The 206-nt window shown below is 55.8% G+C and carries 1 rRNA gene; it reads right to left on the minus strand.

The window, feature by feature from the left end:
* Positions 1–206, minus strand: a 23S ribosomal RNA gene (locus tag PYW49_RS23450); the annotation flags it as partial.

Below are 206 nucleotides of genomic sequence, written 5' to 3' on the forward strand. Positions count from 1 at the left end.
TAGCCTTGGAGGATGGTCCCCCCATATTCAGACAGGATACCACGTGTCCCGCCCTACTCTTCGAGTTCACAGCAAGTGTGCTTTCGTGTACGGGAGTATCACCCTGTACCCTGCGACTTTCCAGACGCTTCCACTAACACACAAGCTGATTCAGACTCTGGGCTGCTCCCCGTTCGCTCGCCGCTACTGGGGGAATCTCGGTTGAT

It is taken from the genome of Enterobacter chinensis (assembly GCF_034008295.1).
In the GTDB taxonomy this organism is placed as follows: domain Bacteria; phylum Pseudomonadota; class Gammaproteobacteria; order Enterobacterales; family Enterobacteriaceae; genus Enterobacter; species Enterobacter chinensis.